The organism is Brachybacterium sp. ACRRE, from assembly GCF_022346485.1.
Taxonomy (GTDB): Bacteria; Actinomycetota; Actinomycetes; order Actinomycetales; family Dermabacteraceae; genus Brachybacterium; species Brachybacterium halotolerans.
This window is the reverse complement of the sequence record NZ_JAKRMO010000001.1, coordinates 1-21731: the sequence shown is the minus strand read 5'-3', so window position 1 is coordinate 21731 and position 21731 is coordinate 1. Positions and strand designations below refer to the sequence as shown.

At 72.2% G+C, this 21731-nt stretch carries 21 protein-coding genes; 14 read left to right on the top strand and 7 right to left on the bottom strand.

Annotation, left to right across the window (positions count from 1 at the left end):
• Positions 1-13: 13 nt before the first annotated feature.
• Both MHY49_RS00105 and MHY49_RS00100 read right to left on the bottom strand, forming a co-directional pair.
• On the bottom strand, positions 14-337 hold the full coding sequence (locus MHY49_RS00105) for a hypothetical protein (RefSeq protein ID WP_239201435.1): 324 nt from the start codon (positions 335-337) through the stop codon (positions 14-16).
• Positions 338-375: 38 nt separating this feature from the next.
• Positions 376-930 (bottom strand): helix-turn-helix domain-containing protein, encoded by a 555-nt coding sequence (locus MHY49_RS00100; RefSeq protein ID WP_239201433.1) that lies wholly within the window; start codon positions 928-930, stop codon positions 376-378.
• 74 nt (positions 931-1004) lie between these two features.
• Between MHY49_RS00100 and MHY49_RS00095 the strand changes: the two genes are divergently transcribed.
• Together MHY49_RS00095 and MHY49_RS00090 are read left to right on the top strand one after the other, a co-directional pair.
• Entirely contained in the window at positions 1005-1721 is a 717-nt protein-coding gene (locus MHY49_RS00095; RefSeq protein WP_239201431.1) for an AzlC family ABC transporter permease, read from the top strand.
• A complete protein-coding gene (locus MHY49_RS00090) occupies positions 1718-2026 on the top strand; it encodes an AzlD domain-containing protein (protein WP_239201429.1) in 309 nt (102 codons plus the stop codon). Before MHY49_RS00095 ends, MHY49_RS00090 begins: the two co-directional genes overlap by 4 nt.
• 45 nt (positions 2027-2071) lie before the next feature.
• Here the strand turns inward: MHY49_RS00090 and MHY49_RS00085 are convergent, their stop codons facing one another.
• Together MHY49_RS00085 and MHY49_RS00080 are read right to left on the bottom strand one after the other, a co-directional pair.
• Entirely contained in the window at positions 2072-4333 is a 2262-nt protein-coding gene (locus MHY49_RS00085) for a DEAD/DEAH box helicase (protein WP_239201427.1), read from the bottom strand.
• 136 nt (positions 4334-4469) lie between these two features.
• Entirely contained in the window at positions 4470-4655 is a 186-nt protein-coding gene (locus MHY49_RS00080) for a hypothetical protein (protein WP_239201423.1), read from the bottom strand.
• A 134-nt stretch (positions 4656-4789) separates the two neighbouring features.
• Here MHY49_RS00080 and MHY49_RS00075 point away from each other — a divergent pair, with 134 nt between their 5' ends.
• From MHY49_RS00075 to MHY49_RS00025, 11 genes are all read left to right on the top strand, one after another.
• Positions 4790-5638, top strand: a complete 849-nt coding sequence (locus MHY49_RS00075) for an N-acetyltransferase (RefSeq protein WP_239201421.1) — start codon at positions 4790-4792, stop codon at positions 5636-5638.
• 73 nt (positions 5639-5711) lie between these two features.
• On the top strand, positions 5712-6008 hold the full coding sequence (gatC, locus tag MHY49_RS00070) for an Asp-tRNA(Asn)/Glu-tRNA(Gln) amidotransferase subunit GatC (protein WP_152352722.1): 297 nt from the start codon (positions 5712-5714) through the stop codon (positions 6006-6008).
• A gap of 2 nt (positions 6009-6010) precedes the next feature.
• A complete protein-coding gene (gatA, locus tag MHY49_RS00065; RefSeq protein WP_239201420.1) occupies positions 6011-7564 on the top strand; it encodes an Asp-tRNA(Asn)/Glu-tRNA(Gln) amidotransferase subunit GatA in 1554 nt (517 codons plus the stop codon).
• Entirely contained in the window at positions 7564-9075 is a 1512-nt protein-coding gene (gene gatB, locus MHY49_RS00060) for an Asp-tRNA(Asn)/Glu-tRNA(Gln) amidotransferase subunit GatB (RefSeq protein ID WP_239201419.1), read from the top strand. Before gatA ends, gatB begins: the two co-directional genes overlap by 1 nt.
• Before the next feature lie 144 nt (positions 9076-9219).
• Positions 9220-9453 (top strand): type II toxin-antitoxin system ParD family antitoxin, encoded by a 234-nt coding sequence (locus MHY49_RS00055; protein WP_200500942.1) that lies wholly within the window; start codon positions 9220-9222, stop codon positions 9451-9453.
• Positions 9450-9740: a type II toxin-antitoxin system RelE/ParE family toxin gene (locus MHY49_RS00050; protein ID WP_239201418.1), complete on the top strand. Its 291-nt coding sequence runs from the start codon at positions 9450-9452 to the stop codon at positions 9738-9740. The genes MHY49_RS00055 and MHY49_RS00050 overlap by 4 nt, the downstream gene beginning before the upstream one ends.
• Before the next feature lie 82 nt (positions 9741-9822).
• Entirely contained in the window at positions 9823-10356 is a 534-nt protein-coding gene (locus MHY49_RS00045) for a DUF664 domain-containing protein (protein ID WP_239201417.1), read from the top strand.
• A gap of 190 nt (positions 10357-10546) precedes the next feature.
• Positions 10547-12154, top strand: a complete 1608-nt coding sequence (locus MHY49_RS00040; protein ID WP_239201416.1) for an aminotransferase class V-fold PLP-dependent enzyme — start codon at positions 10547-10549, stop codon at positions 12152-12154.
• Positions 12151-13524, top strand: coding sequence for a lysine N(6)-hydroxylase/L-ornithine N(5)-oxygenase family protein (locus MHY49_RS00035; RefSeq protein WP_239201415.1), 1374 nt, complete (start codon positions 12151-12153; stop codon positions 13522-13524). The genes MHY49_RS00040 and MHY49_RS00035 overlap by 4 nt, the downstream gene beginning before the upstream one ends.
• A gap of 17 nt (positions 13525-13541) precedes the next feature.
• Positions 13542-16052, top strand: coding sequence for a GNAT family N-acetyltransferase (locus MHY49_RS00030; RefSeq protein WP_239201411.1), 2511 nt, complete (start codon positions 13542-13544; stop codon positions 16050-16052).
• Between the two features lie 175 nt (positions 16053-16227).
• The gene (locus MHY49_RS00025) at positions 16228-16845 is read left to right on the top strand and encodes a hypothetical protein (RefSeq protein ID WP_239201408.1); all 618 of its coding nucleotides are present in this window, start codon (positions 16228-16230) and stop codon (positions 16843-16845) included.
• A gap of 33 nt (positions 16846-16878) precedes the next feature.
• On the opposite strand, the gene MHY49_RS00020 is transcribed toward MHY49_RS00025, so the two are convergent.
• Positions 16879-17712 (bottom strand): helix-turn-helix transcriptional regulator, encoded by an 834-nt coding sequence (locus tag MHY49_RS00020; RefSeq protein WP_239201406.1) that lies wholly within the window; start codon positions 17710-17712, stop codon positions 16879-16881.
• Positions 17713-17790: 78 nt separating this feature from the next.
• Here MHY49_RS00020 and ilvD point away from each other — a divergent pair, with 78 nt between their 5' ends.
• Entirely contained in the window at positions 17791-19626 is a 1836-nt protein-coding gene (ilvD, locus tag MHY49_RS00015) for a dihydroxy-acid dehydratase (RefSeq protein WP_228358235.1), read from the top strand.
• Positions 19627-19840: 214 nt separating this feature from the next.
• On the opposite strand, the gene MHY49_RS00010 is transcribed toward ilvD, so the two are convergent.
• Positions 19841-20020 carry a hypothetical protein gene (locus MHY49_RS00010; protein ID WP_239201405.1) on the bottom strand — a complete coding sequence of 60 codons (180 nt, stop codon included), beginning with the start codon at positions 20018-20020 and terminating at the stop codon, positions 19841-19843.
• 260 nt (positions 20021-20280) lie between these two features.
• Positions 20281-21731: PspC domain-containing protein (locus MHY49_RS00005; RefSeq protein ID WP_239201404.1), on the bottom strand; the 1451-nt coding region annotated here is incomplete at its 5' end.

Sequence of the window (21731 nt, the reverse complement as noted above, 5' to 3'; positions counted from 1 at the left end):
GTGCAGGAAAACCTCAGCCCAGTCCCCTCTGACCCGACCATCGCACAGCCGCCTCACGGGCACCGGCCTCGATCAGCGCGCGGATCTCCGGTGTCTCGGGCACGGGGAACGACACGTAGCCCCCGCGACCTCCCTCGACGGGGCGTCCGTAGGCCTTGGCGGCGAGGGATGAGTCGGGGAGCAGGCGCACGGTGATGCTCGTGAGCCGGAACTCCTGGCCGCGACGGGTGTCCGTCCACTGCAGCGCTTCGGGGACCGCCACGTTGATCGCGAGCGCACTGACCTCGATGGAGCCGTCCTCGATCTCCTCGCCGCTGCCGGATCGGTGGTCGTCCATGGGCTGATGATCGTTCATGTCCGGGTTCCCCCTCGGCGTCAGGACAGTTCGGAGATCAGAAGGGCACTGGTGCCCGCGGACCGGGCCTCGAAGGTGTGCGGGAGGTCGCCCCGGTAGACGACGTAGTCGCCCGGGCCGAGCTCCTGGGTGTCGTCGACCGGACCCGCCAGCGCGCTGCCGGACATGAGCACCACGTGCTCGATGGTTCCCGCCTGGTGCGGATCGGACAGGCGCGGCTGCCCGGGCTCCGCGCGCACCACGTACAGGTCGCGCCGGGCGCCGGGCGGGCACGCCGAGAGCAGGGCGGCGCTGTAGCGGGCGGAGCCGGCGACGACCTCCGGTGCGTCACCGGCGCGGATCACCGTCGGTCCCTTGTCCCCCTGATCCACGAGTGCGGCGAAGGGGACCTCGAGGGCCGTGGCGATGGCCCACAGGGTCTCCACGCTCGGGTTCCCGCTGCCGCTCTCGAGCTGCGAGAGCCCTGCCTTCGAGATGCCGGCCCGGCGGGCCAGCTCGGCGGCGCTCCATGTTCTCCGGGTGCGTTCGCGGCGCACGGATGCACCGATGCGGTTCCGCAGCTGGGACTCGACCATGCGTTCACCATACTGACCCATCGTCCATCTTGACGAACCCGACACGGGCGTTCAGTGTAGTGAACATGAGTCCGATGAATCGAACGACGGCTGTCACCACAGTCCCCGAGGTGGTCGCGGATCCGACGCGCTCCCGTCGTGCCGGGGAGATCGCATCGATCGCCGGCTCGGTGCTGCTCGTCGGGGTCTCGTACGGCGCTCTGGCCGACGGTGCGCACCTGCCGCTGTGGTTCGTGCTCCTGCTCGCGTGCACGGTGCTGGGCGCCTCGAGCGAGCAGGTCTTCGTGGGGGCGATCGCGGGCGGTGCGTCGCCCGTGCTCGCCGTGGTCGGGGCGCTGCTGCTGAATCTTCGCAATGCTCTCTACGGGGTCTCGGTCGCGCGGTTCCTGCCGCGCGGGGCGACGCGGCTGCTGGACGCCCACCTCGTCAACGACGAGACGGCGGCGTACGGGCTCGCGCAACCGGATGCAGGGACGGGTCGACGTGCCTTCCGTGTGCTGGGCGTAGCGATCGCTGTCGCGTGGCCCGCCGGCGCGGCGCTCGGGGTGCTGCTGGGCCGCAGCGTCCCCGACCCCTCGTCGCTCGGTCTGGATGCGGTGTTCCCCGCCATCCTGCTGGCGATGCTGATCGGGGTGGTCCGGGACCTGCGGACGGGCGGTCTCGCATTGGGCGGCGCAGCGGCCGCCGTGGCGGTGACGCCCGTGGTCGCGACGGGCATCGCGCCGCTCGTGGCGCTGTCCGTGCTCGTGCCCGGGATGCTCCGCGGAGCGTGGAGGAGGCGGCGGCGATGAGCACTCCGATCCTCGCTGCGGCCGCGGTGCTCGCGATCGCGACCTACGCCATCCGCTACGCCGGCCTGCGCGCTTCCGAGGTGCTGCAGGGTACGGAGGGACTCGCGCGTCAGATGGATCTCGGCGTGATCATCCTGCTCGCGGCCATCTCCGCGACGTCGGCCCTGTTCGACGGGCGCGATCTCGCGGACCCCGCGCGGGTGGCGGGTGTCGTGCTGGGCGGGACGGCCGCTCTCCTGCGCCTGCCCCTCGTGGTGGTCGTTCTGGTCGCCGGCGTCAGCGCCGCCCTTCTCAGGCTGATCTGAGCGAGCGTCACACGCGGTCCGGACTCGCCGTACGCGGGGCGGGCGTCACGCCTCCTGTGCGAGCGCGAGCGGCAGCACCGGCCCGGAGCCCGCACGGCGCAGCAGTCGAGCGGCGATCGTCATCGTCCAGCGCGTGTCGATCACGTCGTCCACGAGCAGGATCGGGGCACCGGCCAGTGCGTCGATCTGCTGCTGCAGCTCGGGGGTGATCACGAAGCGGTCCCAGAGGGCGGCGACGCGGAAGGCGCTGTTGCGGGCACCGCTGAGGGGCGCGGCGTCGGCGGCGAGACCGAGGGGGCCGAGGTCCTGCAGTCTGCCGATGGAGGCGATGCCCGAGGCCAGCGAGCTCACGAGCTCCGGGCGCGTGGTCGAGGGGATGGCGACGACGCCCACGGGGCGCTGCTGCCAGTCCCACTCCTTGAGCACCTCGATGATCCGCGAGCCGATGTTCCGGGGGACGGGGGAGTCGAGGCGCCGGCCGTCCTCGTCGGTGCGCAGGAGGCTGCGCAGCGGGACCGCCCAGCCCAGGTCGGACATGCGGGCGATCACGCGGCCCTCCTCGCAGCGGTCACCCTCCGCGATCTTCCCCTTGGGGGCGGCGCCCTGGAGCCCGCGCATGTGCAGCTGGTCGAGGCCCTGGGGCCACTGCTTGCGCGGCTCGACGGGCACGCCGACGCGGTCCAGGAGGGCGGAGACCTGGGCATCGGCCGCCCCCACCGGGGCGTCGGCCGACGGGTACCAGGACCCCGCGCACACGTCGCACCGGCCGCAGGGGACCGCCGTGGTGTCGTCGAGCTGGCGGGCGAGGAACACCATGCGGCACTTCGCGGGGTCGGAGGCGACGACGTCGGGGCCCGTCCCCTCGGAGCCCAGTCGCTCGTAGGCGAGCATCGCCTGCTGCTCCTCGCGGCGGGTGCGTGCCACGTTCTCGTAGCGCTCGGCGTCGTACTCCCAGGGCTGGCCCGTCGCGATCCAGCCGCCCTTGACCGCCTCGACGGCGCCGTCGACCGCGAGCACCTTCAGGAGCAGTTCGAGGGCGGCGCGGCGCACGTCGACGCGCGCCTCGATCGCCGCGGTGCTGAGCGGGGAGCCGGCCTGGGCGAGAGCGGTGAGGACCTGGGAGGCGGAGTCCTGCGAGGGCATGGAGGCGGTCGCGAAGTATTCCCAGATCGCGCGGTCCTCGCGGCCGGGGAGCAGCAGGACGTCCGCGCTGTCCGTGGCGCGGCCCGCGCGTCCCACCTGCTGGTAGTAGGCGACGGGGGAGCTCGGGGCGCCCAGGTGGATGACGAAGCCGAGGTCCGGCTTGTCGAAGCCCATGCCCAGGGCGCTGGTCGCGGCGAGTGCCTTGATCCGGTTGTCCTTGAGGTCCGCCTCGAGCTGTGCCCGGTCCTCGGCGTCGGTGCGCCCCGTGTAGGCGCGCACGGGCCTCTCGGGGGTGTTCAGCAGGGCGGCGAGGTCCTCGGCCGCGGAGACCGTGAGCGTGTAGATGATGCCGGAGCCCTCGAAGGCGTCGAGGTGGCGCGCCAGGTAGTCCAGGCGGGCGCGGTCGTCGGGCAGGGTGAGGGAGCCCAGGCGCAGTGAGTCGCGGGTGAGGGGGCCGCGCAGAGTGAGCACGCCCGTCGTCCCATCCGTCGGCCCCGGAGTCCCCGGCTCTCCCGAAGTGCCCTGCGCCACGACCCCCAGCTGCTCCTCGACATCGGCGACCACGCGGGAGTTCGCCGTCGCGGTCGTGGCGAGCACGGGCACCTGCGGGCCGAGCTGGGCGACGAGATCGCGCAGCCGCCGGTAGTCGGGACGGAAGTCGTGTCCCCAGTCGGAGATGCAGTGCGCTTCGTCGATCACCAGCAGGCCGCAGCGGTCGATCAGGCGGGGGAGCTGCTCGTCGCGGAAGCGGGGGTTGACCAGACGCTCGGGGGAGACCAGGAGCACGTCGATCTCGTCGGCCGCGAGGGACTGCTCGATCTGGGTCCAGGCCGTCGGGTTCGCCGAGCTGATCGCCTCGGCGCGCACGCCGGCGCGCGCGGCGGCTGCGACCTGGTCGCGCATGAGGGCGATGAGCGGGGAGACGATGAGCGCCGGGCCCGCACCGCGCCGGCGCTGCAGCAGGGCGGCAAGGAAGTAGACGGCGGACTTGCCCCAGCCGGTGCGCTGGACCACGAGCGCTCGGCGATGCTCGTCCACGAGCGCGGCGATCGCGTCGAACTGGCCGGGATGGAAGGCGGCGTCGGCCCTGCCGGTGAGGTCGCGCAGGGCCTCGAGGGCCTCGGCGTGCAGCTGCGGATGGGTCTCGGCGGCGGTCGCGGTCATGGGCGTCAGTGTGTCATCGGGCCATGACATCCCGGTGGGAGATCAGCGGCGATGTGCGCGAAGGGGCGTTGGGGAGGAACGGCGGCACATGGGGCGCCCGCCCCGCGTCTCGCGCTCGTCTGGGCGGCCGTTCGGATCACTCGCCCCGGTGCATGCGGTCCGACGTGCTCTCGCCCTCGCGCAGCGGGTCCTCCTTGGTGGCGAGGGCCTTGCGCATGCGTGCCTCGAGGATCTGGGCCTCCCGGATCGCGGGGTTGTCGGACAGCTCCTCGCCGTCCTCCGGATCATGGGAGTGGAAGTCGATGTGGGGGTCCACGGACATGCGATCACCTTCAGCGCTGAAGAGGTATCGGGCTCTCGGGGGCGAGATGCCTGATCCTACGCACACGCTCGCGCGAACGTCCTGGATCACGCCCCGGTGCACGTGGACCGGCACGCCCTCGATACGATCGATCGATGGCCAGGAAGAGTGCGAAGAACCGGTCCGCGAAGGGCTCCGGCACGGCAGGTGCGGGTCCGAAGCCCCTGGGGCCGACGGCCCTCGTGGAGACCCTGGTGGGCGGCTGGCGCCCGCTGTCGAGGCTGGACGTGGACGGCTTCGCCATCCTGCGCTCGCGCGGCGTCACCCGTCGCGCGAACAGCATCGTCCCCGTCGACCCGTCCACGGATCCGGGGGCGCTCGCGGAGGCCCTCGATCGCGTGCTCGGCCTCGCCAGTGCCTCCGACGATCCCGTGCTCGTCCGGCTCTATCCCGACAGCGGCCACGCCGCCGTCGACCAGGCGCTCGCCGATCGCGGATTCTCCGTCGAGGCGCCCTGCGAGGTGCTCGAGCTGCCGCTCGGCGCGAAGCCCCACGCCCCCGACCCGCGCGCGACGATCAGCACGGGCCCGCTGCCCGACGACTGGTTCGCCGCCTCATGGCGACTCTCCCCGCGCAGCGGGGAGGGTGCGCGCGAGACGATGCACGACATCCTCGCCGGGACCCCGGCCGTGCACGTCGGGATCCCGGCCGACGGTCCCGCGGACGGGGAGGGACTCGCGGAGCCCACAGCGGTGGGTAGGGCGGCTCTCGTCGACCACGGCCGCACCCGGTCCGCCGTGCTCAACCAGATCGCGACCGATCCCGCGCACCGCCGCGAGGGCCTGGGGACGGCCGTGGTGCGCACGCTGCTCGCGGCCTCGCAGGTGCAGGGCGCAGAGCGCGCGCTCCTCGAGGTCGAGTCCGACAATCCCGCGGCGCTCGCCCTCTACCGGAAGCTCGGGTTCCGGCGCCTGGGCGGCTACCACTACCGAGTCCGTGGCTGAGCGCCGGCGCCGCAAGCGCGCCGCCGGTTCCAGCCGGTCCACCCATCCCGCGATCGCCTCTAGGATGGATGGCATGCCAGCGATCGGACGAGAAGACGTCGCACGCCTCGCCGACCTCGCACGGATCCAGCTCACTGATGACGAGATCACCCGCTATGCGGGCGAGTTCGACGCCATCATGGACGCTGTCGCATCCGTCTCCGAGGTCGCCACGGAGGACGTGCCCGCGACCAGCCACCCAATCCCCATGACGAACGTGTTCCGCGAGGACGTCGTCACCGCGACCCTCACCCAGGAGGAGGCGCTCTCCGGCGCCCCCGAGGCGGAGGACGGTCGTTTCGAGGTCCCGCAGATCCTGGGGGAGGAGTGAGCATGAGCAGCACCGAGAGCCACCCGAGCGCGGATCCCACGCGCCTCTCCGCCGCCGCGCAGGCCCAGGGCCTCGCCTCCGGCGACTTCTCCTCCGAGGAGCTCACCCGCGCCCACCTCGACCGCATCGCGGCCGTGGACGGCGACCTCAACGCCTTCCTGCACGTGAGCGAGGACGCGGCCCTCGAGGTCGCGCGCGACGTGGATGAGCGGCGCGCGGCGGGCGAGCAGCTGCACGCGCTCGCCGGCGTGCCGATCGCCGTCAAGGACGTCGTGGTCACCAAGGGCACGCCCACCACGGCCGCCTCGAAGATCCTCGAGGGCTGGGTGCCCCCGTACGACGCGACGCTCGTGGAGAAGCTGCGCGCTGCGCGCCTGCCGATCCTGGGCAAGACCAACATGGACGAGTTCGCCATGGGGTCCTCGACCGAGAACAGCGCCTTCGGGCCGACGCGCAACCCCTGGGACCGCGAGCGGATCCCGGGCGGCTCGGGCGGCGGCAGCGCCGCGGCCGTCGGCGCCTACGAGGCGCCGCTCGCGATCGGCACCGACACCGGCGGCTCGATCCGCCAGCCGGCATCGGTCACCGGGACCGTCGGCGTGAAGCCGACCTACGGCTCCGTCTCCCGCTACGGGCTCATCGCGATGGCGAGCTCGCTCGACCAGGCCGGTCCGGTGACCCGCACCGTCGAGGACGCCGCGCTGCTGCACGAGCTCATCGCGGGGCACGACGCGCGCGACTCGACCTCGCTGCCGGAGGCCGTCCCGGCCTTCGGCGAGGCCGCTCGCCGCAAGGACGTCACGGGCCTGCGCGTGGGTGTCATCGAGGAGCTCGAGGGCGACGGCTTCGCCCCCGAGGTGCGCGCCCGCTTCGAGGAGTCCCTCGCGGCCCTCGAACGGGCCGGCGCGGAGATCATCCGCGTCTCCTGCCCGAACTTCGAGTACGCCCTCGGCGCGTACTACCTGATCATGCCCTCGGAGGCATCCTCGAACCTCGCGAAGTTCGACGGCATGCGCTACGGGCTGCGCGTAGTGCCCGAGGATCATCCGACGGCCGAGTCGGTCATGAAGGCCAGCCGCGGCGCCGGCTTCGGCGACGAGGTCAAGCGCCGCATCCTGCTGGGCACCTACGCGCTCTCCGCGGGCTACTACGACGCCTACTACGGGAGCGCCCAGAAGGTCCGCACGCTCGTGCAGAACGACTTCGCCGGCGCCTTCGAGCAGGTCGACGTGCTGGCCTCGCCGACGTCGCCCACCGTCGCCTTCCGCCTCGGCGAGAAGACCGACGACCCGCTGGCGATGTACATGAACGACATCGCCACGATCCCCGCGAACCTCGCGGGCGTGCCCGGGCTGTCCCTGCCCAGCGGGCTCGCGGAGGACGGACTGCCCGCGGGCATCCAGTTCCTCGCCCCCGCACGGGCCGACGAGCGGCTGTACCGCGTGGGCGGCGCGCTCGAGGCGCTGCTCGAGGAGTCCTGGGGCGGCCCGCTCCTGGACCGCGCCCCCGCGCTGACCGGTGCGCCGACCGGCGCTCGGACCGGAGAGGTGAAGTGATGACGACCATCGATACCGACCTCGTCGACTTCGAGGACGCGACCGACCGCTACGACCCGGTGCTGGGCATCGAGGTGCACGTGGAGCTGGGAACCGCGACCAAGATGTTCGACGGTGCGCCGAACATCTTCGCCGCCGACCCGAACACGGCGATCACCCCGGTGAGCCTGGGCCTGCCCGGCACTCTGCCCGTGGTCAACGAGAAGGCCGTCGAGTACGCGATCACCATCGGCCTTGCGCTGAACTGCGAGATCGCCGAGTCCTGCCGCTTCGCGCGCAAGCAGTACTTCTACCCCGACCTCACGAAGAACTTCCAGACCTCCCAGTACGACGAGCCGATCGCGCACGACGGCTGGGTGGACGTGGAGCTCGAGGACGGCGAGATCGTGCGCGTCGAGATCGAGCGCGCCCACATGGAGGAGGACGCCGGCAAGTCCACGCACGTGGGCGGCAGCGGCCGCATCCAGGGCGCGACCCACTCCCTCGTGGACTACAACCGCGCGGGCGTGCCGCTCGTGGAGATCGTGACCCGTCCGATCCCGAACGTGGGCAAGCGGGCCCCCGAGGTCGCCGCCGCCTACGTGCGGACCCTGCGGGACATCTTCCGCGCCCTCGACGTGTCCGAGGCGCGCATGGAGCGCGGCAACGTCCGGGCCGACGTGAACGTCTCCCTGCGCCCGACGGCCGATGCGCCGCTGGGCACCCGGACCGAGACGAAGAACGTGAACTCGTTCCGCTCGATCGACCGCACGGTGCGCTACGAGATCTCCCGCCAGGCGGGGATCCTCGACGCCGGCGAGTCGGTGGTCCAGGAGACCCGTCACTTCCACGAGGAGGACGGCCACACGAGCGCCGGGCGCGTGAAGTCCGACGCCGAGGACTACCGCTACTTCCCCGAGCCCGATCTGGTGCCCGTCGCGCCGAGCCGCGAGTGGGTCGAGGAGCTGCAGGCGAACCTGCCCGAGCTGCCGGCGGCGCGCCGACGGCGTCTGCGCGAGGAGTGGGGCTTCAGCGATCTCGAGATGCGCGACGTGATCAACGCCGGTGCTCTCGAGGCCATCGAGGCGACCGTGGTCGCGGGCGCGAGCGCGCAGTCCGCCCGCAAGTGGTGGATGGGCGAACTGGCCCGCACCGCCGGCGAACAGGGTGTGGAGCTCGAGGAGCTGGCAGCCACCCCGGCGCAGGTCGCCGAGCTCCAGAAGCTCATCGACGACAAGAAGATCAACGACAAGATCGCCCGTCAGGTGCTCGGCAAGGTGCTCGCGGGCGAGGGTGATCCCGGTGCGATCGTCGAGAAGGAGGGCCTCGCGGTCGTCTCCGACGACTCGGTGCTCACCGGTGCCGTGGACCAGGCGATCGCCGACAACCCCGACGTGGTCGCCAAGATCCAGGGCGGCAAGGTCCAGGCGATCGGCGCGCTGATCGGCCCCATCATGAAGGCCACCCGCGGTCAGGCCGATGCCGGTCGCGTGCGCGAGATCATCATGGAGAAGCTGGGCGTCCAGGGCTGATCGTCCCTCGCAGCTCTGCGCCGGAGCGCCGCACCCCACGTGGGGTGCGGCGCTCCTGTTCTCACGGGCCCCTTGGAGCGCACCACGGGACGGTCGATGTCAAGGTCGAGGCGTAGAATTACCCATTCTTGGTATCGTGACGCCATGGCTCAGAACACGTCGATCAGCCTTGATGACCACTACTCCGGCTTCCTTGCAGAGCAGGTCGCCTCGGGTCGCTATCGATCGTCCAGCGAGGTGATCCGTGCCGGGCTGCGCCTCCTCGAGGATCGGGAGACGCAGCTGGCAGCCCTGCGCGAGGCCCTCGTCGTCGGCGAGGAGAGCGGTGAGGCCCAGCCGTTCGACTTCGACGCCTTCATCGCGTCGAAGCAGGCATGAAACGCTTCCGCCTCACTCCGGCAGCGCAGAGGGATCTCTCCGAGATCTGGGACTTCACGGAAGACCGCTGGAGCGCCTCGCAGGCGGAGTCCTACCTGCGCGACATCCAGAACGCCATCGAGCGCCTCGCCGCAGACCCGGATCGGGGTCGCCCCGTCGACGACATCCGCCAGGGCTACCGTCGATACGGGATCGGCAGCCACCTCGTCTTCTACGTCCAGCGCGGAGATCGCATCGACGTGATCCGTATCCTCCACCAGCGGATGAATCCGGGGCGGCATCTGTGAGCGCGGGCCTGTGGCACTCGGAGAACGCGCACGAATCCGGTGTCGACCAGATCGCCATTCTCGTGAGGTCTACTCTCGCGGCATGGACTACAACGACGTACCCATCGAGGACTGCCTGCGCGGCGGCGAGGGGGAGATGCTCCTCTTCGCCCTGGATCGCGTGCACCGCCATTTCGCCTGGAAGTCCGGCGGTCTCACGCAGGAGCAGCTCGGCACGCGCCACCCGCCCTCGGGGGTGACGATCGCCGGCACGATCATCCACCTCGCGAAGGTCGAGGAGATGTGGACCGCCTCGGCCGCCGGACGCGCCCCCGGCCCGCCCACCACCGGCCCCGAGCCGTGGACGGCCTACGACGCGGAATGGGCCACGGCCGCCGAGAGTCCGCCCGAGGAGCTCTACGCCCTCTGGTACGAGACGATCGGATGCTGCCGCAAGGAGTGGAGCGAGCTGGTCCGGGACGACGGCCTCGACGAGCTCGTCCAGGACGACCCGGAGTACCGGGTCAGTCGTCGGCGACGGCTCGTGGACATCCTCGAGGAGAACCTCCTGCACACAGGGCAGACGTCCATCGTCCGCGAAGCGATCGACGGGCTGGTCGGCAACGACCCGCCGTGATTGGGCACCGCGAATATCCGCTCTGCCTGCGCGTTCGCCTCGCCAGGCGAGCGATGCGCGGGAACTGTCGGCTATCTCATCCGGGCCGGGAGCCTGCTTGCGCAGAGTCGCTCGAGCACGCTTAGGGTAGGCAACCCTCAACGACCGTGGGGCGAGCTTCCGCCCCACCGGCAGGAAGGTTCCGACCCTCATGTCCCAGCTGCTCCCGCAGACCACTGCGCACGAGCTCCCGGCCTCTGCCGGCACCGACGCGTCCGCCGCCGAGCCCTCCGGATCGTCGGCCACCGCGACCACAGCCTCGACGGCCACCGCGACCACCGCTACGACGACCGCGCTGCTGAACGGCTCCTCCGCCGACGCCTACGCGGAGCTCCTCCACGAGGTCGTCGACACCCTCGCGGAGCGCTTCCGCACCGTCGACGCCCCCTCCGTCGGCCCCGACCGGCACACCCTCGAGCGTCTCGTCGCGGACGTGGACCTCGACGGCTCGGGCATCGGCGACCGCGCCGCCCTCGCCGAGGCCGACGCGCTCTATGCGAGGAACGCCGTCTGGTTCCACCACCCCTCGTACCTCGCGCACCTGAACTGCCCCGTGGTCCTCCCCGCGGTCGCGGCCGAGGCGATGCTCGCCGCGGTGAACACGTCCGTGGACACCTTCGACCAGTCGCTCGTCGCGACCCACATGGAGCAGCGCCTGGTGCGGTGGGCCGCGGGCCTCGTCGGATTCGAGAGCGGCGACGGCGTCTTCACCTCGGGCGGGACGCAGTCCAACCTGCAGGCGCTGTTCCTGGCCCGGGAGCGGGCCCTGCGTGCGGACCTGCGAGAGAGGACCGACGCTCTGCCGCGCCTGCGCGTGCTCACCACGGCCGCGAGCCACTTCTCGGTCGCCCGCTCCGCGCACCTGCTGGGCCTCGCGGCCGACGCCGTCATCGCCGTCGACTCCGACGCCGACGGGCGCATGGACCCCGCTGACCTGCGCGAGCGCCTCACCGCGCTCGAGGCGGCGGGGGAGCTCCCGATGGCCGTCGCCGTCACCGCCGGCACCACCGACCGCGGGATCATCGATCCGCTGCCGGCCGTCGCCGAGGCGTGCGAGGAGGCAGGCATCTGGCTGCACGTGGACGCCGCCTACGGGGGAGGCCTGCTCGTCTCCGAGCGCCGCCGCCACCTGCTCACGGGCATCGAGCGCGCGGACTCCGTGACGGTCGACTTCCACAAGACCTTCTTCCAGCCCGTCTCCTCGAGCGCGCTCCTCGTGCGCGACCCTGCGGACCTGCGCGCCGCGGCCTGGCACGCGGACTACCTCAACCCCGCGGCGGAGGCGGCGTCGGCCGAGGCGGAGCCCAACCAGGTCGACAAGTCGCTGCAGACCACGCGCCGCTTCGACGCCCTCAAGCTCTGGACCACCCTGCGCTCGCTCGGACCCGCGCGGCTCGGCGAGATGGTCGACGCCGTCTGCGACCTCGCCCTCGAGGTGCGCGCGCTGCTGCTCGCCGACCGCGACTTCACCGTGCTGGGCACGAGCGACCTCAGCACCGTGCTGTTCCGGTTCCAGCCCGAGGGCGTGGACGACCGGACGGCCAACGGGCACGTCGCCCTCATCCGTCGGATCCTCTTCCAGTCCGGCCGCGCGATGGTCGCCCGCACCACGATCGACGGCACCCCGTGGCTCAAGCTCACCCTGCTGAACCCCGAGGCGACCGTCACGGACGTCGCCGCCGTGCTCGACCTCGTGCGGGCGACGGGCCGCGGCCTGCTCGCCGGCAGCCGCCTCGCGGCCGAGGGGAGCGAGCGATGAGCACGACCGCCCCCTCGACCGCCCCCGCGACCAGCCACGCGGACGACGCCCGCATCCACGACCTCGTGGGCATCGGCATCGGCCCCTTCGGACTCGGCATGGCCGCGCTCAGCGATCCGCTCGAGGACGTCGACGCGATCTTCCTCGACCAGGCTCCCGGCTTCTCCTGGCACCCCGGGATGATGCTCGACGGCGCCACCATCCAGGTGCCGTTCCTCGCTGACCTGGTGACGATGGCCGACCCCACCTCGCGCTTCTCCTTCCTGCAGTTCCTCAAGGAGACCGGCAGGCTCTACCCCTTCTACATCCGGGAGTCCTTCTACCCGCTGCGCTCCGAGTACGACCGCTACTGCCGCTGGGTCGCCGAGCAGCTGGACACGCTGCGCTGGCGGCGCCGCGTCCGCTCGGTCCAGGAGGAGGACGAGCACCTCCTCGTGGTGGCCGACGTGCTCGACGCGGAGGGCGCGGTCGTGGGCATCGAGGAGCATCGCGGCCGGCACGTGGTGCTCGGCGTCGGCACCCGACCCGTGCTCCCTCCCGCCCTCGCCGAGCTCGCCGAGGCGGCGGACGCGTCGGCCCCGCCCGTGATCCACAGCTCGCAGTACCTGCCCGCGCGCGAGCAGCTGCTGGACGCGGGCTCGGTGACGATCGTGGGCAGCGGCCAGAGCGCCGCGGAGATCTACCGCGATCTGCTCGAGGACGCGGCCGCCCGCGGCACCCGCGTGGACTGGGTGACCCGCTCGCCGCGGTTCTTCCCGATGGAGTACACGAAGCTCACCCTCGAGATGACGTCCCCGGAGTACACGGACCTGTTCCGCTCCCTGTCCGAGGAGCGGCGCGAGAGCCTGGGCCGCGAGCAGAGGACCCTGTACAAGGGCATCAGCGGCGACCTGATCGACGACATCCACGAGCTGCTCTACCGGCTCAGCCAGGGCGGCGCCGAGGTCCCCACCACGCTGCTCACCGACACCGCCGTGACCGCCGCGCGCCACGACGCGGAGGCCGGCGAGCACGTGCTCACCCTCGAGCACGGCGAGCTGGGCACCCGGCGCGAGCACCGCACCCGTGCCGTGGTCGCCGCCACCGGATACCGCTCGAGCGCACCCGCGCTCCTCGCGCCCCTGGGCGAGCGGATTCGCCGCGACTCCCGCGGCCGGCTCGACGTCTCCCGCGACTACACGATCGACGACCAGCAGCGGATCCACGTGCTGAACGCCGAGGAGCACACGCACGGCGTCACCGCCCCCGACCTCGGCTTCGGCGCCTGGCGCGCCTCCGTGGTGCTCGACGCGATCACCGGCCGCGAGCCCTACCCGATCGAGCGCCGCATCGCCTTCCAGACCTTCGGCGTCCCCGCCGACGACGCCTGACCCACCAGGAGACCACCGTGCAGATCACCTTCCGACCCGTCGACCCCGCGCGCGACGCGCCCCTCGTCCACACCTGGCTCACCGATCCCCGCGCCCGCTACTGGGAGATGACGGAGCACACCGGCGACCAGACCCTCGACTACCTCCGAGCGATCGCCGACGATCCCCGCCAGGACGGCTGGATCGGCTCCCTCGAGAGCGCGGACGCGCCCGGGGTCGGGGCCGGGGCCGACGTCGTCTACGTCGAGACCTACGACCCCGCGATCCTCATCCCGTCGCACGTGCTGCGCACCCGCGCGGGCGACCTCGGCATGCACGTGCTCGTCGGCCCGCCGGCGGGGGAGCGGCGCCACGGCTTCACGGCGGAGATCATGGCCGCCGTTATGCGCTTCTGCTTCACGGAGCGCCGTGCCGAGCGCGTCGTCGTCGAGCCCGACGTGCGCAACGATCGCATCCTCGCCAAGAACGCCGCCGCGGGCTTCCGCGTGCTGCGCGAGCTCGACCTCACGGTCGACGGCCACAGCAAGCGCGCCGCCCTCAGCGTCTGCACCCGGGAGGACTTCGCGGCCTCCCCGCTCGGCGGCGACTCCGGCGAGCATGCCGAGGATCCCCACGCCCACCTGCGGCCCGACGTCGCCGAGGCCGTCCACCGGCACCTGCTCGCCAAGGCGATCTCCGAGTTCTCGCACGAGCGCATCCTGGCGCCCGTCGATCTCGAGGACGGCTGGTGGGAGCTGGCCGAGCCCGCGGACGCAGGGGCGAGCTACCGCTTCCGCGCCCGCGTGCTGCCGCTCGAGCACTGGCTGGTCGACGAGGACTCGATCGTGCGGATCGAGACGCCGCAGGACCCGGTCGCGTCCGACGGCCCGTCGACGGGCGGCACGCCCGCGGACGGCCCGTCGACGGACGGCGCGCCGGCGGGCAGCACGTCGGCCGGCGGCGGCGCTCGCCCGGCCCACGGCCGCCTCGACGTGCTCGAGTTCGTCGCCGCCTTCCAGAGCGTGCTCGGCATCCCCGACGACCTGCTCTCGACCTACCTCGAGGAGCTCGCCTCGACCTTCGCGGCGGCATGCGCGAAACTGCAGGACGCCCGCGAGGGCCGTCGGCCCACCGCCCGGCAGCTGCTCGACGCCGATCTGCAGCAGATCGAGTCCGCCATGACCGAGGGGCACCCGGGCTTCCTCGCGGGCAGCGGCCGCATCGGCTACGCGCTCAGCGACTACCGCGCCTATGCGCCCGAGCAGGGCCGGCGCACGCGCCTGCAGTGGATCGCGGTGCGCCGGGAGCTCAGCCATCTGAGCCTCGGCGAGGGCTGCGACCTCGAGGATCACCTGGCCGGGGCGCTCAGCGCCGAGGAGCGCGCGGCCTTCGCCGACCGGCTCCGGGAGCGCGGGCTCGACCCGTCGGACTATCACCTCATGCCGCTGCATCCCTGGCAGGCCGACCACCGCCTGCCGCTCACCTTCGCCGCGGACATGGCCCGCCAGGACCTCGTGCCCCTCGGCGCGGGCGGCGACGAGTTCCAGGCGCAGCAGTCCCTGCGCACCTTCTTCGACCTCAGCCGGCCCGGCGCCCCGTACGTGAAGACGGCGCTCGCGATCCAGAACATGGGATTCCTGCGCGGACTCTCCCCGCACTACATGCGCGACACGCCCGCCATCAACGACTGGGTGCACGGCGTCGTCACGGGCGACCCCGAGTTCGCGGCGCAGGGCTTCTCCGTGCTGCGCGAGCGCGCGGCGCTCGGGTACACGGGCGACGTCTACCACCGCACGCCCGCGACCAACCCCCACCGCAAGATGCTCGCGGCCCTGTGGCGCGAGAACCCCCTGCCGCTGCTCGGCGAGGGCGAGCGGGCCATGACCATGGCGGCGCTGCTGCACCGCGACCACGAGGGCACGGCCCTGGCGACGCAGATGATCCGCGCCTCCGGCCTCAGCCCCGAGGAATGGCTCGACGACTACCTCTCCGCCTACCTGCAGCCGCTGGTCCACGCCCTCCTCGGCCACGACCTCGTGTTCATGCCGCACGGCGAGAACCTCATCCTGCGCGTGCGCGAGCAGCGCGTGGTGGGCGCGTTCATGAAGGACATCGGCGAGGAGACGGCCGTGCTGGGCCACCGCGAGCTGCCCGAGCGGATCGCGCGGATCCGCGCAGTGGTCCCGGGCGACGAGAAGGCACTGTCCGTCTTCACGGACGTCTTCGACGGCGTGCTGCGCCACCTCTCCGGGATCCTCGAGGCCGACGGGGTCCTGCCGGCCGAGGTGTTCTGGCAGCGGGTCGCAGGGGCCCTGGACGCCTATGAGGCGCGCCACCCCGAGCTCGCTCGCGGGCTCGCGGGCGACGTGGATCTGCGCACAGCGGAGTTCGCGCACTCGTGCCTGAACCGGCTGCAGCTGCGCAACACGCTGCAGATGGTCGACATCGGCAACCAGGCCGAATCCCTGCTCTACGCCGGGACGATGCCCAATCCCGTGGCGCGCACCGCCGACGTCCCGGAGGTCGAGCCGGCTCTGCCCGTCGCCTGATCCGCCGCTAGCATGCGTTCACGCGCCGCACCGTGGTGCGGCGCGTGATCGGCGGAGAGGACGGACGGGTATGGGACGGTTCAGCCTCGGCGCTGCACTGCTCGGGGCGAGGCGCGCGAGAACTGCGCCGTCCGGACCCTCCGCGTCCCGGTCGTCCGCGATCGGGGTCGCGAGCGTGCTCGACCTATGGTGCACCGAAGGGGGAGTCGGCGGCACCGCGCCGGCTGATTCCTCCCGCACCGATCCCTCCCGTGAGCACCTGGTGCGTCTGCGCATCGAGGGCGACGGCCGCGAGCCCTCGCTGCTCGCGCTGCGCGTGCGCCTGACCCCGGCCGAGCTCTCCGCGCTCGTGCCCGGCGTCCCGTTCCCGGTGCGCTTCGGCCCCGGTGGAGGGGACTTCCCGGAGCTCGTGGACGCGGCGGACCCGCTGGTGCGCGAGCTGCTGCTGCGCCGGCGGATCGCCCTGGGCCTGATCCCGCCGGAGGTCGCGGCGGCGCGGCTGCACGGCGTGCTCGCCCCCGCCCGCGTGATCCGCTCGCAGCCGACGGGCACGAGCCTGGACGACCAGGTCGAGGTCGCCGTGAGCGTGCGCGTGCAGCCCAGCGGCGTCCGCACCCCGTGGGACGCGGACACCCGTGCGTTCCTGCATCCCGGCAGCCTGCGCCACCTGGTGCCCGGCCGCCGGGTCGCCGTGCGCTACCTGCCCGGCGACCCCTTCGTCGTCGCGATCACCCTCGAGGACCCCCGCGCTGAGGACCATCGCGCGGAGGACCTCCGCGCGGGCGGGCGCTGAGCAGCGGATCCGCCTGCGGGCCTCGTCGGCCCCTCACTCCTCGCCGACGAGGCGGCGCACGCCCGCGGGGGTGTCTCCCTCCGGCAGCGGCAGGTAGGAGACGATGTGCAGGTCGGGCGCGTCCTGCGGGACGATGTTGACCTGCTCGAAGACCAGGCGTCCGCCGACCGGGTGCTCGAAGATGCGCACGCGCGAGCTGAAGCGCTCGACCTCGTGGGCGTCCCAGGCGCGGGAGAAGTCGGGGGAGAGCGCGCGCAGGTGCTTGACCAGGCGCACATGCTGCGGACCACCGGCGCGTCCGCCCGCTTCGGCGCGATACTCGGCGAGGAACTGCCTGCTGGTGAGCTCCCATTCGGGCAGCATCGCCCGCACGCGCTCGTCGGTGAAGATGAACTGCAGGAGGTTCCGCTGGGCGGGATCGGCATCGAGCACGCCCGGGAACAGTCCCTCGTAGCTGCGGTTCCAGGCGGCTACGTCCCAGTGCGCGGTGAGCGCGAAAGAAGGTGCCGGGTCCAGGGCGTCCAGCAGGTGCTGGACGTGCGCGGGGACCGGCTCGGGCTCGGCGAGCTCGGGGCGGGGGCGCGGGGTGAAGCCCGCAAGGCCCAGCACGTAGTCGTGCTCGACCTCGCTGAGGTGCAGGTTCACCGCGACCGCGTCGATCACCTGGCGGGAGGGGTTGATGTCGCGCCCCTGCTCGAGCCACGTGTACCAGGTGACGGAGACGCCCGAGAGGAAGGCGATCTCCTCGCGCCGCAGACCCGTGGTGCGCCCGCGGCCCACGGGGCCCAAGTCGTAGTCCGAGCGCTCGACCTCGTTGCGCCGTCGGCGCAGGAGGGCACCGAGCTCCTTGCGTGCTGGTTCGTCCACGCGCCGAAAACTATCAGTTCCACCACTAGTAGTGCTGGCGTCTTGGTGGGTTCCGCACCACCGTGGCCTAATGGTCATATGCCCCAACTGCGCTCTCGAACCTCGACCCACGGCCGCAACATGGCCGGTGCCCGCGCCCTGTGGCGCGCGACCGGCATGGAGAAGTCCGACTTCGGCAAACCGATCATCGCGATCGCGAACTCGTACACCCAGTTCGTGCCCGGCCACGTGCACCTGAAGAACATGGGCGACCTCGTCGCCGGCGCCATCAAGGAGGCCGGCGGCGTCGCCAAGGAGTTCAACACGATCGCCGTGGACGACGGCATCGCCATGGGCCACGGGGGCATGCTCTACTCGCTGCCCAGCCGCGACGTGATCGCCGACAGCGTCGAGTACATGGTCAACGCCCACTGCGCCGACGCGATCGTGTGCATCTCGAACTGCGACAAGATCACCCCCGGCATGCTCATGGCCGCCATGCGCCTGAACATCCCGGTCGTGTTCGTCTCCGGCGGGCCGATGGAGTCCGGCAAGCCCGTCGAGGGCGTCGTCGACCACCGCCTGGACCTCGTGGACGCGATCTCGATCTCGGCCGACGAGAGCGTCACCGACGTCCAGCTCGCCGAGATCGAGGAGAACGCCTGCCCCACGTGCGGGTCGTGCTCGGGAATGTTCACCGCGAACTCGATGAACTGCCTCACCGAGGCGCTCGGCCTCTCGCTGCCGGGCAACGGCACCACGCTCGCCACCCATGCGCTGCGCAAGGAGCTGTTCCTGCGCGCCGGCCGCACCGTCGTGGACCTGTGCCGCCGCTACTACGGGGACGACGACGAGTCGGTGCTCCCGCGCAACATCGCCACCAAGGCCGCGTTCACGAACGCGATGAGCCTGGACGTCGCGATGGGCGGGTCGACGAACACCGTGCTGCACATCCTGGCCGCCGCGATCGAGGGCGGGATCGACTTCGGCCTCGAGGACATCGACCGCCTCTCGCGGTCCGTGCCGTGCGTCTCCAAGGTCGCCCCGAACAGCCAGAAGTACCACATCGAGGACGTCCACCGGGCTGGCGGCATCCCCGCGATCCTGGGCGAGCTCAGCCGCGCCGGCCTGCTCGACCACTCGGTCCACTCCGTGCACTCGCCGGACCTGCAGTCCTGGCTCGCCGAGTGGGACGTGCGCAGCGGCGAGACCAGCGAGGAGGCCAAGACCTTCTTCCGCGCGGCCCCCGGCGGGGTGCGGACCACGCAGGCGTTCTCCCAGGCGAACCTCTGGGACGACCTCGACCTCGACGCCGAGGGCGGCGCCATCCGCGCGGTCCCGCACGCCTACACCAAGGACGGCGGGCTCTGCGTGCTCAAGGGCAACCTCGCCACCGAGGGCGCCGTCATCAAGACGGCCGGCATCACCGAGGACCTCTTCCACTTCGAGGGCAGCGCCGTGGTGTGCGACTCGCAGGAGGAGGCCGTCCAGAAGATCCTCGACAAGACGGTCAAGGAGGGCGACATCGTCGTCATCCGCTACGAGGGCCCGCAGGGCGGGCCGGGCATGCAGGAGATGCTCTACCCGACCTCGTTCCTCAAGGGACGCGGGCTCGGCAAGGCCTGCGCCCTGATCACCGACGGGCGCTTCTCCGGCGGCACCAGCGGCGTCTCCATCGGCCACATCTCCCCGGAGGCGGCCGAGGGCGGACTCATCGGCCTGGTCGAGGACGGCGATAAGGTCATCATCGATGTCGACAAGCGCCTGCTCCAGCTCGACGTGCCGGAGGACGAGCTCACCCGCCGCCGCGCGGCCAAGGGCGATCTGCCCTGGCGTCCCGAGAGCCGCGAGCGCCAGGTCACCCAGGCGCTCAAGGTCTACGCGCACCTGGTGCGCTCGGCGACATACGGCGCGACCCGGAGGCCGTTGGACTGAGTGCGCGGCCACTGCGCAGGTGCCGGTGAAGGGCCGCTGCGCGCGGCCCGCCCGGCAGCCCCGACTCCGCCGCGACCATGAGATCGGCCCGGTGCGACCTTCCCGCGGGAACGCCGCACCGGGCCGCGGGTTCGTCGCGGTGGCATGAGCGCGGGGGCCGGCCGTCACCTCTGCGCGCTCGGGTGCGCGAGCCGGGCACCACAGGCGACTTCGGTCAGCGGCGGGGCCGGCGCAGAGCAGCCGCGACGCCGGCGACCACCAGCAGGCATCCCAGCGCCACCACCGCCCCGATCAGCAGCACCGTCGGATCTATGGAGACGGCCGGGACGGCTTGGATGCCGACGATGAACGCGATGACCAGCAGCAGCGCTCCCCAGAAGATCGTGCCGAACACGGGTCCACGCCGTTCCCGAACGTCCGTCCCTTCGGCGTCGCGACCATCCCTCGTCTCCTCCGGGTCATGGTCGGCGCGAAGGGGGAGTGATGCGACGTCCTCGGCGCCGGAGGTCCCGTGATCGGCATCCTGCGGGACGTCGCTCGACGGCGAGTGGTCTGTCTCGGCCGACGCGTCGGGAGCCGGTTCGGGATGCGCAGCTTGGACGGATTCGGTGCTCGCGTCGGGCGCTCGTGCGGGGTCGAAAGGCTGGTGCTCGGTCACGGGGTCTCCTGGATGTCGATGTCGGCGGTGCCGAACAGCACGCGCACGTGCACGGTCGTGATGTCCTGCTCGTCGGCGGTGCGCGCCGCCGGGTTCTCGAGCTCGGTCGAGGCGAGCAGGGTCCCGTCGGGTTGTGAGTCGCGAGCGTCGGGGGTGCGGACCCCCGCGACCAGGCCGTCGACCTCCACGCGCACGGGGGCGTCCTCGGGCAGGAGCACCTGGGTGGTCCCCGCTCCCAGCCACATCTCCACGTCGCCTCCGCGATCAGCGGGCGACAGGTCGCGCAGGTCCAGGCCGGGGCTCCCGGCGATCATCGCGAAGCGCTCGGTCGTGCCGGTGCTCTGCCCGTCCACCCTCCACTGGGTATCGCCGAAGGGGCTGATCTGCGTGCCGGCGGGGACGACCCCGAAGACGACCAGGGCGATCACGGCGAGGAAGGAGAACAGTCCCAGGCCGCCGCTTTCCCGTCCGCGGATCCCCGCCACCACGGTGGCGATGGCGAGGATCGCGAGGGCACCTGCGAGACCCACGATGAGCGGCGCGTCGGACCACCGCAGAACCTGGGCGGAGAGGGCGACGAGCGCACCGATCACCAGGGCCGCGCCGAGTCCGATCGCGACGGACCCGGCGGAGGGCTGGCGTCTGCGCCATCTCGCCGCGCGCTCGGCGAGCCTCTCCTCGCGGCGGTGCCGCAGATCCTCCTCGTGGGCGCGCCGATCGGCCGTCCTCTCCTGGAAGGATGAGCCGTGGTGCCCGGCGCCCCTCGCGGCGCGCGGCGCGCCGCCGAGGGATGAGCCGATGGACGACCAGTGCCGACCCTGCGAGGGTCCTTCAGTCCTCGCGGTGCCGGCGGACTCGCTGCGCGTCCCGCGTGTCCCGTGCGGACGGTCGGGGCCCTGGCCGGCGTGGTCGCCGGTGCGGCGTGCGATGAGCACGACGAGCCAGAACAGGATGCCGACGAGCACGAGGGCCCAGGCGGTGCGCATGGTGGTCTCGAGCCAGCCCGGCATGCTCCACCAGTCCGGCGCCCCCCGCCACCACAGGCCCTGACCGTAGGGGGTGAGGCCCAGGACGAACAGCACCCCGATCGCGATCTGCGCGGGGGCGAAGATCCCGGCGAAGAGATCCTCGAGCACGATCTCGTCCCGGCCGTCGGGGAGCAGCGCCCAGCCGATCGCGTAGGCGATGAGCACGGGTCCGCCGAGGAGCGCGACGACGATCGCGATCCCGCGCACCAGCAGGGGGTCCAGGCCCGTGCGCTCGGAGACGGCGCCGCACACGCCGGCGATCCAGCGCTCGTCGCTGCGCACCAGTCCGATGCCGCGCATCCAGGCGAAGAAGCCGAAGCGGGGCCCCGGCGCCTCGCCCTCGGTGGGTGCCGCGCCGTCGGGCTGGGGCACGCTCTCGCCGTGCGGTGCGTCCGGGGAGGGACCGGGGGAGTCGGGGC

Coding starts and splice junctions, on each gene's coding strand:
- MHY49_RS00105 (WP_239201435.1), bottom strand. CDS start 337: ATGGACGACCACCGATCCGGCAGCGGCGAGGAGATCGAGGACGGCTCC.
- MHY49_RS00100 (WP_239201433.1), bottom strand. CDS start 930: ATGGTCGAGTCCCAGCTGCGGAACCGCATCGGTGCATCCGTGCGCCGC.
- MHY49_RS00095 (WP_239201431.1), top strand. CDS start 1,005: ATGAATCGAACGACGGCTGTCACCACAGTCCCCGAGGTGGTCGCGGAT.
- MHY49_RS00090 (WP_239201429.1), top strand. CDS start 1,718: ATGAGCACTCCGATCCTCGCTGCGGCCGCGGTGCTCGCGATCGCGACC.
- MHY49_RS00085 (WP_239201427.1), bottom strand. CDS start 4,333: ATGACCGCGACCGCCGCCGAGACCCATCCGCAGCTGCACGCCGAGGCC.
- MHY49_RS00080 (WP_239201423.1), bottom strand. CDS start 4,655: ATGTCCGTGGACCCCCACATCGACTTCCACTCCCATGATCCGGAGGAC.
- MHY49_RS00075 (WP_239201421.1), top strand. CDS start 4,790: ATGGCCAGGAAGAGTGCGAAGAACCGGTCCGCGAAGGGCTCCGGCACG.
- gatC (WP_152352722.1), top strand. CDS start 5,712: ATGCCAGCGATCGGACGAGAAGACGTCGCACGCCTCGCCGACCTCGCA.
- gatA (WP_239201420.1), top strand. CDS start 6,011: ATGAGCAGCACCGAGAGCCACCCGAGCGCGGATCCCACGCGCCTCTCC.
- gatB (WP_239201419.1), top strand. CDS start 7,564: ATGACGACCATCGATACCGACCTCGTCGACTTCGAGGACGCGACCGAC.
- MHY49_RS00055 (WP_200500942.1), top strand. CDS start 9,220: ATGGCTCAGAACACGTCGATCAGCCTTGATGACCACTACTCCGGCTTC.
- MHY49_RS00050 (WP_239201418.1), top strand. CDS start 9,450: ATGAAACGCTTCCGCCTCACTCCGGCAGCGCAGAGGGATCTCTCCGAG.
- MHY49_RS00045 (WP_239201417.1), top strand. CDS start 9,823: ATGGACTACAACGACGTACCCATCGAGGACTGCCTGCGCGGCGGCGAG.
- MHY49_RS00040 (WP_239201416.1), top strand. CDS start 10,547: ATGTCCCAGCTGCTCCCGCAGACCACTGCGCACGAGCTCCCGGCCTCT.
- MHY49_RS00035 (WP_239201415.1), top strand. CDS start 12,151: ATGAGCACGACCGCCCCCTCGACCGCCCCCGCGACCAGCCACGCGGAC.
- ilvD (WP_228358235.1), top strand. CDS start 17,791: ATGCCCCAACTGCGCTCTCGAACCTCGACCCACGGCCGCAACATGGCC.